Here is a 9591-nt window from a genome sequence, read left to right as displayed (position 1 = left end):
AGCCTCTTAGGGATTTACTGCGGTACTAGTGCGGCTACCAGGCTTAGGACTGAGGTGCGTAGGGTGGGGCCTGCGTCTTCCTGGCCTGCTAGGTGGCGTAGTAGTGCTTGTTGGAAGAGGCCGTCGAACATGGCGTAGGCGGCTGGTGATGTTGCTTGTACCGGGGAGTTCGCCAGTTCTGCGTAGCGGCTCAGTACGCGCCAGATCATGCGTTCTAGCATGGCGTCGATTTCCAGTACGTCTTCTCTGAACGATGGCTCGAAGAGTGCTTGTGAGCGTAGGTCGTACCAGAGGCGGTGCATGGTGGCGTCTTGCTTGAGGGTGGTCAGGAGGGCTGTTAGGAAGCCGTCCGCCAGGTCTTCTGTGTTGTCCGCTGTGGCGACGATGTTGTCGTAGCGCTTGGCGCACACGGACTTGTATTGCCTGACGCAGTAGGTGATCAGTTCTACCTTGTCGCGGAAGTAGTAGTGCAGGACGCCGTGGGAGAAGGCTGAGTTCTGGGCGATTTCGCGCAGGCTGGTGCGGGCGTAGCCCAGCTCAGACAGCGTTTGCAGCGCCGCGTCCGCTAGTTCGCGGCGGCGCTCCTCGAACTTGTCGACCTGGCGTCGGGAGACGCGGCCGACCTCCTCTGTGGTGGACATCGTGGCCGAGACTAGCGGATTCGCGATCTCTTGACGATCGTCCAAGAAAACCTTGACAGTTGTCCAGACGGTTCTTAGCGTGTGGTCCACATCACTGGCGATGGCGAAGGGCGGCATGGGATGAGCCGAATGGATCTATCCGGGAGGTGCGTGCTCGTCACCGGAGGGGCTCGTGGTCTTGGTGCGGGGATGGCGCGGGCGCTGACCGATGCCGGGGCGCGGGTGATGATCGCTGATGTGCTCAAGGACGCTGGCGAGCAGACCGCCGCCGGGTTGGAGGGTGGGGCGTTCGTCTCGTTGGACGTGACCGATGACGTGGCGTGGGAGAGCGCTGTGGCGCACACGGTCGCCGAGTTCGGTGGTTTGGACGTGGTGGTCAACAACGCGGGTGTCGAGGTGACGTCCCTGCTCGTGGATGTCGACCCCGACGAGACGTTGAAGATGTTGCAGGTCAACGTTCTCGGGACGATGCTTGGGATCAAGCACGGGTTGCGGGCGATGCGGCCGGGTGGTGTGGCGGGCAACGGTGGGACGATCATCAACATCTCATCGGTGGCGGCGACGATCGCGTTTCCGGCCATCGGTGGTTACTCCGCCACCAAGTCCGCTGTCGACCGGCTCACGCGTGTCGCGGCGGCCGAGTCCGGCAAGTTGGGGTACGGCGTGCGGGTGAACTGCGTGTACCCCGGCCTGGTGCCGACCGAGATGGGCGTGAAGCTCGCCGTCGAGACCGCGGGCATCGGGTTGTTCGAGAGTCCGGACGCGGCGGTGGCCGCTGTTGTGGAGTTGACGCCGTCCGGTCGTCTGGGTGAGGTGGACGACATGGCCGACGCGGTCGTGTTCCTGGCGTCCGACGCTTCTCGGTTCATCAACGGTGCGGGACTGCCGGTCGACGGTGGAATGGGGATGTGACATGACCAAGCCAGTCGTCGTCTACGGGGTGTCCGGCTACACGGGTCGGTTGATCTGCGAGTACCTGCGCGAGTACCACGTGCCGTTCATCGCGGCCGGGCGTGACGGGAAGAAGGTGCAGGAGGTCGTCGACCGGATTCCCGGTATCGAGACCGCCGACTACGAGGTCGTCGAGGTGAGCCACGACGTCGAGGCGCTCACCTCGCTGTTCTCCGGCGCGTCCGTCGTGTGCAACACGGTCGGCCCGTTCATCAAGCTCGGTCCGGAGGCCGTGGAGGCCAGTCTCGCCGCTGGCTGCCACTACCTGGACACGACGGGCGAGCAGGACTGGGCGTTGGCGGCGCAGTCGAAGTGGGGGCAGGCGTTCGCGGACGCCGGGCTGCTGCTGTCGCCCGGTGTGGCGCAGATGTACACGACCGGTGAGATCGCGGCGAACATCGCGCTGGAGACCGTGCCGGGGCTGGACACGTTGGACATGCTGGTGCTGTGGAAGGGTTTTCCGACCTACGCGTCCACGCAGACGATCTTCACCATCCTCAAGGCCGACTGGTTCCACCTGCTGAACAACCAGTACGTGGAGTGGGACCACCGGGCTACCCGCGAGTGCGTCGTTCCCGGCCAGCACGGGACCGCGTTGACCGTGCCGTGGGGCGGGACGCTGCACCCGGTGTGGTTCAAGGACGATCCGCGCGTGGCGACCTGCCTGGTGACGGGCGGTGTCCTGGATCGCGCGGTGATGGACGGCGTGGTCGCCACGACGGGCATGTTCGAGGAGCAGATCCGGCCGCTCGACCCGGAGGCGCAGGAGGCCGCGCTGTCGGACATCGCGGCCGGACTCCAGGCGGACATGCCGCCGCGGGAGAACCCGCGGGTCAACACGTCCATCGACTCGGTGCACGCGTCCGGGCCGCTGGGGCGGGTGCACGTGGCGATCCACGGCAACTCGAACTACAAGCAGACCGGGTTGCTCCAGGCGTTCGCGGCGTACTCGCTGCTCCAGCAGGCGCCGCGCCGGGTGGGGTTCGCGTCGGCGTGCCAGGCGTTCGGGCACCGCGAGCTGCTGGGCGTGCTGCGGAACTTCGGGCTGGTCCTCAACCCCGTCGTGGAAGCGCACACCTGACATGTCGCTGACGGCCTACCTGGACAAGGGGGCGTCGCTCGGACGCGGCGCCCCCTGCCTGACGATGGACGGGACGTCGCTCACCTACGGCGACGTCCAGGACCTGTCGTACTCGGTCGCCCGCGCGCTGGCCCGCGCGGGCGTGCGGGCGGGTGACAAGGTCGGGGTGCTGTCGGGCAACGACCCGACGGCGTTCGCGTGCGTGTTCGGCATCGCGCGGCGGGGCGCGGTGTGGTGCCCGATCAACCCGCGCAACGCGGCGGCGGAGAACCGGGAGCTGCTGGACCTGTTCGACTGCGTCGCGCTGATCCACGCCCCCGCGTACGCGGACCTGGTCGCGGAGGTAGCGCCGTCGCTGCCGAAGCTGACGACGATCGTCCCGCTGGCGTCGTTGGACGAGTGGCTGGCGGGCGAGGACGTGGAGTACGACGCGTCGCCGCCGGACGACACCGTGATGATCGTCGGCACGGGCGGTACGACGGGCAGGCCCAAGGGCGTGCAGTTGACCGACCGCAACCTGGAGACCATGACGGCGCTGACGCTCATGGGGTACCCGTTCGAGCACCGGCCGGTGTACCTGGCGATGGCGCCGCTCACCCACGCGGCGGGGGTGCTGTGCTTCCCGGTCATGGCGATGGGCGGCGAGATCGTCGTCATGCCAGCGCCCGACCTGGGCTCGTTCCTCGACCTCGTCGAGCGGCACCGCGTCACGCACACGTTCCTGCCGCCGACACTGATCTACATGCTGCTCGCGCACGAGCGGCTGGCCACGACGGACCTCACGTCGTTGCGGTGCTTCTGGTACGGCGCCGCACCGATGTCCCCGGCCAGGCTGGAGCAGGCGCTGACGGCGATCGGGCCGGTGATGGCGCAGCTCTTCGGCCAGTCCGAGGCGCCGATGATGGTCTCGATGCTGCCACCGGCCGAGCACTTCCACCCCGACGGCACGGTGGCGCGGGAACGCCTCGCGTCGGCCGGGCGGCCCGGTCCGCTGGTCACCGTCGGGATCATGGACGACGAGGGGAGGCTGCTGGAGGCCGGCGAGCGCGGCGAGATCGTCGTGCGCGGATCGCTGGTGATGCGCGGCTACTACCGCGACCCGGAGGCCACGGCGGAGGCGTCGCGGTTCGGCTGGCACCACACCGGCGACATCGGCTACCTGGACGACGACGGCTACCTGTTCATCGTGGACCGGGCCAAGGACATGATCATCACCGGCGGGTTCAACGTGTACTCGGCCGAGGTCGAGCAGGCGCTGATGGCGCACCCGGCCGTGCGCGACTGCGGTGTCGTCGGGCTGCCGGACGAGAAGTGGGGCGAACGGGTCGTGGCCGTCGTGCAGGTCCAGCCGGACGTGACGGCCGACCCCGCCGAGCTGGTGGCGTTCGTGAAGGCTCGGATCGGCAGCGTCAAGGCGCCCAAGCAGGTGCACGTCTGGCCGGACCTGCCCCGCTCGACGGTGGGGAAGGTGCTCAAGACCGACATCAAGGCTCGTCTGAGGTCGGGCTGAACAGCGGGCCCGCGAGGTACTTCAAGCCGGTGTCGCACGCGACCGTGACGACGGTGTGCCCGGCGCCGAGGTCCTGGGCGACCCGGATCGCGCCCAGGACGTTGAGCGCGCTGGACGTGCCCGCGAAGAGCCCCTCCTCCCTGGCCAGCCGCACGGCGAGTCGGCGCGCCTCCGGCTCGTCCAGTGCCCGCGCCTGGTCGTAGATCCCCGGCGTGAGCAGGGGCGGGACCACACCGGTCGCGGTGCCCTCCACGGTGTGCGCGCCGCCCCTGCCCTCGGTCAACGCCGGGGAGGACGCCGGTTCCAGCGCGACGATCCGCGTGCCGTTCCCGCGCAGGACCGCGGCCACGCCGTGGAGCATGCCGCCGGTGCCGACGGCGGCGCAGAACGCGTCCACGGTCCCGGCCTGCTCCAGGATCTCGCGGCCCATCGCGGAGTACCCGGTCAGCGCGTCGGTGTTGCGGAACTGGTCCGTCCACAGCGCCCGGTCGCGCTCGACGATCCGGTCCACCTCCTCGCGCATCCGCACGAACAGGTCCGGCGTGATCCGACCGTCCTCGCTGGGCACCACCGTCAGGTCCGCGCCGAACGCCCGCATCGTGCGCAGCTTCTCCGGCGAGAACGCGTCCGACGACACCAGCGACAGCGGGTAGCCCTTCACCGCGCAGACGAACGCCAGCGACGAGCCGGTGCTGCCCCCGGTGAACTCCACCAGCCGCCGACCCGGCCGCAGCTCGCCGCGCCGCTCGGCGCCCTCGACGATGGCCAGCGCCATCCGGTCCTTGTAGCTGCCGGTGGGGTTGCCGCCCTCGACCTTGACCAGCACCCGCGCCGCGCCGTCCGGCACGACGTGCCGCAGCTCGACGAGCGGCGTGCCGCCGATGGCAGCCAAGGGGGAGGAGAGGACACCGGGGAAGTTCACTGGGTCTCCTGTCGGTCCGGGAGGGCGCTCCTCAGCGGACGGTACCGGTTTCCGGGACTCCTTCCCCGGTGACGAGCGCGTCGACGAAGCGGAGCTTCGCGCGCACCTTCGGGGTCAGCACGAACGGGTAGAGGTCGTCCTTGCCCATGCTGCGGTTGAGCTGGTTCACCGCGCGCGACAGCGGCACCCAGGTGTCGATCAGCTCCTCGAACCCGGTGCCGTCCTCGGACGGCTCGGCGTCGACCGGGGTGTGCGGGTGCGGCGCGATGTCGCGGCCCGCGACCAGCACGCCGTACGCGCCCGCGGTCTGCACCGTGTCCCGGACGTGCAGCAGGTGCGCGAACGTCTCGGCCCAGTCCTCCCACGGGTGGGAGGCCGCGTAGGTGCTGACGTACGACCTGTTCCACCCCGGCTCGGGGGTGCTGGAGTAGTGCTCCCGCAACGCTTCCTGGTAGTCGGCACGCTCGTCGCCGAACACCTCCCGGAACTCGTCGTGCCGACCGGCGCGGTCGATCAGCACCTCCCAGTACCAGTGGCCGACCTCGTGGCGGAAGTGCCCGAGCAGCGTCCGGTACGGCTCGGCGAGCTGCGCCCGCATCGCCTCGCGGTGGCTGTCCACGCCCTCCGCCAGGTCGATCGTGATCACGCCGCTCGCATGGCCGGTGACCACGTGCTCGGCGTCGCTGGACAGCAGGTCGAAGACGACCTCGCCGGTCGGCAGGTCCAGGTCGTCGAGCTGGTGCACCAGGCGGCGCTTCGCGGCCTCGGCCCGTGCGAACGCCTCGACGGCGTCACCGTCGGCGGGGCGGGTCCTGGTCAGCGCGCAGCAGCCGCACAGCGGGCCTTCGTCGTCCACGAGCCAGTTGCAGCCCGCTAGGGTGGCGTTGGCGCAGCGCGGCCGCCCGTCGAGTGCGACGAGCGCGCGCTCCCGGCGGGAGTAGCCCACGGGCGTATTGCACACCAGGCACGAGGAGTTCTCGAAGAACAACAGGTTCCCGCAGGCCGGGCAGGTGAACGAACGCATGGTGGTGCCCCTCTTGGTCTTCGGGAGTCCCCTTTCGGATACCCGAGCGGGACGGCCGTCAACCCACGGCGGAGGTGACCTCGCGCTCGTACAGGGCTTCGCTGTCGAAGCCCATGCCGGTGAAGTGGCCCGCCAGTTCCAGGCTGAGCACGCCGTGCAGGCGGGTCCAGAACGAGAGCGATCGCTCGAAGCCGTCCGGCTCCGGGAAGCTCGCGACCACCGGGGCGAAGATCCGGCGCGTCAGCACGGTCGCCTCGGGCGGGGCGGAGTAGCCCGGCACCGGCGTGCCGTACAGCAGCAGGTACCGGTGCGGGTTGGCGAGTGCCCAGCGGCGCAACGCTTCCGCCAGTCGTCGAAGTCGGTACGTCGACGGTTCGTCCGGGGTGTCGGCGCCTTCGACGACGACGGCCAGTTCCTCGTAGGCGGAGAGGATGAGGCCGGTCAGCAGCTCGTCGCGGCCCGCGAAGTAGCGGTAGAGGGCGGGTGCGGTCATGCCCATGAGCTTGGCGATGGCCTTGAGCGACAGTGCGGACGCGCCCGCCTCGGCGATCTGGGCCCACGCGTGACCCTGCACCTCGGCGCGGACCTGTTCCCGGTACCGAGCACGGGGCCCGCTGGTCGCCTGCTGCTCCACGCCGCACCTCATTCGTTGGTGACACCAGTCTACGTTAGTGATGGGGTTTTACTGTCGTGAGAACATGTCGGTTTCCCGGCGGGAAGTTCCCTCGCTCCTCGCGCGTCCCCACTTCGACCTACAGAAATTCGTGCGATTCCCGTAAATGCTCCGTGATTACATCCCTCCATGAACCAGGACGACCCGACCACCACTTCCACCACCACCCGTCGACTCGCGACCGTCGAGACCGTGCTCGACATCGCCGCGATCCCCGGAGCGGACGCGATCGTCCGGGCTCGGGTGCGCGGTTGGGACGTCGTGGTGAAGAAGGACGAGTTCCGGCCTGGGGACCCGTGCGTCTACTTCGAGGTCGACTCGATGCTGGACGTGGAGGACGAGCGGTTCGCGTTCCTCGCGGTGCGCGGGGTGCGGACCGATGTGGACGGTCGGCGCGGGCACGTCCTGCGCACCGCGAAGCTGCGCGGCCAGTACTCCCAGGGGCTCGCGCTGCCACTGGCGGCCTTTCCGGAACTGGCGGGCGGTCAACCGGGCGACGACGTCACCGAGGCGCTCAACGTGGTGAAGTGGGACCCGCCGCTGCCCGCCGAACTGTCCGGCCAGGTGCGAGGCCCGCGTCCGAGCTGGATCCCGGCCACGGACGAGGAACGGATCCAGAACCTGGCGCCGATCCTGGACTGCCCGGCCGATTGGGTGGCGACGGAGAAGATCGACGGCACCAGCATGACGGTGTACGTCGACCCTTCGTCCGAAGTGGACGGCGTCTGCTCACGCAACTACGACCTGCTGCCCGCCGAGAGCAACACGCTGTGGCGCCTCGCGAACGAACTGGACCTGCACGCCGCGCTGCGCACCTCGTTCCCCGGCAAGCGCGCTGCGGTCCAGGGCGAGGCCTACGGCCAAGGAGTCCAGGGCAACCCACTGAAGCTGCGAGACCACCGCTTCTCGGCGTTCACGCTCAGAATCGAGGGCGAGGAGGTGCCACGCGGCGACTGGCCGTCCTGGGCACTAGCACTGTCCGTACCGGTCCGCGCCGAGTTCACCTTCCCCACAACCGTCGACCAGGCACTCACCGACGTGGACGGGATGAGATCGGCCATCTCCCCCGACCGCCTGGCCGAGGGCCTGGTGTGGCGAGCAGGCGACCGCGCCGACGTGCAATTGCCCGACGGCCAAACCGTGCGAGCGTCGTTCAAGGCCATCTCGAACCGCTTCCTGCTCAAGCACCAGGACTCGTGACGGCATGCGACGAGAGCGCGTCTCAAAGGCGACGATTGGCGGTGCGTCGATGCCATGAACCATGGCGAGGTCTCCGGTAACTGGCTTGGCACCCAAGCAAACCCGCGCCACCGGAGACCTCGCGGCCGTCGCAGCAGCGTCATGCCGGGCCAACCTGACCGACGCGCAGCGGGCGCTGCTGTTCGTCGGGAAGCTGCCCGGTCGTCCACCTACACCTTAGTCCGGGCGGCTTCAATGCGGTCGTGGCGCTGGTGTTCCGACAGCAGACCAGCCGCTGCCCGATCTCCTCCTACCAGCATGGCAGGTTCTCTCGAAACTTCCGGTAGAACGAGGTGACCACCTACCCGCCTGTTCGGGCGCCGAGCCGGGTGTGGCGGCGACTGAACTCGCCCTCCGCTACCAGGCCGCATCCGCGTTGTCGCTTTCACCATCTCGCTGTGCCACAGGTGGAACACGCGCTAGTCCGCGCGGGCGAGGCGCAGGCCGTGGGTGAGTGCGTCGCGGAACGCGCGGCTGCCGGGGTGGTCGGTGGCGCCGCGTCGGACGCCGGTGAAGAGCCTGCGGCGTGGTCGGCCCGGCAGGTGGTGCAGTCGTAGGGCGTGGCCGCGGTCGTGCCACAGCAGGTCGGGTAGCAGTGCGACGGCGTGTCCGGTCTCCACCAGGTGCACCTGGAGCAGGAGGTCGGGGATTTCGAAGCGCACGTCCGGCTCGAAACCCGCTGTGCGGCACAGCGTTCTGGCCCAGTCGCCGGGCGCGGTGCCCGCCGGGTCGATGATCCACGGGGCGTCGGCCATGTCGGTCAGCGTGGCGGGGGTCTTGGCGTACGGGCCGCGTGCGGGCAAGGCGACGCGGATCTCGTCGTGCGCCAGGTCTTCCGTGGCGACGCCGGGCATCGGTGGCTGGGGCAGGCCGGGGTACTCCTCGCCGAGCACGACGTCGAAGTCGCGAGCCAGCAGGCCCGCGAACGCGTCGTCGGCGTCCCGCTGCGCGATCTCCACCCGCAGCTTCGGGTGGTGCTCGGCCAGGTGCGACAACGCCGCGGGCACGAGTGCGAGCAACACCGACTGGAACGACGCCACCCGCAACGTGCCCGTCACCTCCGTCAACGACGCCGCCAGATCGGCTTCGGCCAACTCCAGACGTTCAAGAACCGCCTCGGTATGCCCAACCAACACCCGCGCCCGCTCAGTAAGCCGCACCCCACGACCAACGTGCTCCAACAGCCGCACCCCGGTCTCGGCCTCCAGCAACGCGAGCTGCTGGGAAATCGCCGACGGGCTGTACGACAACGCCCGCGCAACAGCGGCCAGCGTGCCCCGGCGATGCAGTTCACGCAGCAACCGCAACCGGTGAACATCAAGCACAGTTCCTCCTCAAAGCGCCCGCGACCGGTAGCGGTCCAGGGCGGGTTGTGCTCCGGTGATCGCGGCCGGTGGCGGCCGAGCGCGGGTTTGCCCCGGTGGTCGCGACCGGTGGTGCTTGGGCGCGGGTATTCCTCCGATAGTTGGGGCTAGCGGGTGGTCGAGTACAGATCTTTGCTCTGGAGGTGGGGGCTAGAGGTGGTCTGGCACAGGTCTTTGCTCTGGCGG

At 69.1% G+C, this 9591-nt stretch carries 9 protein-coding genes; 4 read left to right on the top strand and 5 right to left on the bottom strand.

The features are described 5' to 3' along the window. Positions 1 to 14: 14 nt before the first annotated feature. Entirely contained in the window at positions 15 to 641 is a 627-nt protein-coding gene (locus NZH93_RS49365) for a TetR/AcrR family transcriptional regulator (RefSeq protein ID WP_259630333.1), read from the bottom strand. Between the two features lie 120 nt (positions 642 to 761). Between NZH93_RS49365 and NZH93_RS49360 the strand changes: the two genes are divergently transcribed. From NZH93_RS49360 to NZH93_RS49350, 3 genes are read left to right on the top strand one after another with little or no spacing between them, the layout of a single operon-like run. Continuing rightward, positions 762 to 1553 (top strand): SDR family NAD(P)-dependent oxidoreductase, encoded by a 792-nt coding sequence (locus NZH93_RS49360; RefSeq protein WP_259630332.1) that lies wholly within the window; start codon positions 762 to 764, stop codon positions 1551 to 1553. Between the two features lies 1 nt (position 1554). Further along, the gene (locus tag NZH93_RS49355) at positions 1555 to 2673 is read left to right on the top strand and encodes a DUF5938 domain-containing protein (protein ID WP_259630331.1); all 1119 of its coding nucleotides are present in this window, start codon (positions 1555 to 1557) and stop codon (positions 2671 to 2673) included. 1 nt (position 2674) lies between these two features. Further along, positions 2675 to 4183, top strand: coding sequence for an acyl-CoA synthetase (locus NZH93_RS49350; RefSeq protein ID WP_259630330.1), 1509 nt, complete (start codon positions 2675 to 2677; stop codon positions 4181 to 4183). Here NZH93_RS49350 and NZH93_RS49345 read toward each other — a convergent pair. Genes NZH93_RS49345 through NZH93_RS49335 form a run of 3 tightly spaced genes read right to left on the bottom strand, consistent with a single transcriptional unit; the run spans position 4158 to position 6763 of the window. Beyond that, positions 4158 to 5105 (bottom strand): PLP-dependent cysteine synthase family protein, encoded by a 948-nt coding sequence (locus NZH93_RS49345; protein WP_259630329.1) that lies wholly within the window; start codon positions 5103 to 5105, stop codon positions 4158 to 4160. The two genes, NZH93_RS49350 and NZH93_RS49345, sit on opposite strands and share 26 nt — an antisense overlap. A gap of 31 nt (positions 5106 to 5136) precedes the next feature. After that, entirely contained in the window at positions 5137 to 6129 is a 993-nt protein-coding gene (locus tag NZH93_RS49340; protein WP_259630328.1) for a zinc-binding metallopeptidase family protein, read from the bottom strand. A gap of 58 nt (positions 6130 to 6187) precedes the next feature. Continuing rightward, positions 6188 to 6763: a TetR/AcrR family transcriptional regulator gene (locus tag NZH93_RS49335; protein WP_259630327.1), complete on the bottom strand. Its 576-nt coding sequence runs from the start codon at positions 6761 to 6763 to the stop codon at positions 6188 to 6190. A 168-nt stretch (positions 6764 to 6931) separates the two neighbouring features. Here NZH93_RS49335 and NZH93_RS49330 point away from each other — a divergent pair, with 168 nt between their 5' ends. Beyond that, entirely contained in the window at positions 6932 to 8002 is a 1071-nt protein-coding gene (locus NZH93_RS49330; protein ID WP_259630326.1) for an RNA ligase (ATP), read from the top strand. A gap of 458 nt (positions 8003 to 8460) precedes the next feature. Here the strand turns inward: NZH93_RS49330 and NZH93_RS49325 are convergent, their stop codons facing one another. After that, positions 8461 to 9366 (bottom strand): LysR family transcriptional regulator, encoded by a 906-nt coding sequence (locus NZH93_RS49325; RefSeq protein ID WP_259630325.1) that lies wholly within the window; start codon positions 9364 to 9366, stop codon positions 8461 to 8463. Positions 9367 to 9591 lie beyond the last annotated feature (225 nt).

Origin of the sequence: Umezawaea endophytica, from assembly GCF_025061645.1 — a bacterium.
GTDB classification, from domain to species: Bacteria; Actinomycetota; Actinomycetes; order Mycobacteriales; family Pseudonocardiaceae; genus Umezawaea; species Umezawaea endophytica.
This window is presented reverse-complemented; position numbering and strand designations above follow the sequence as displayed.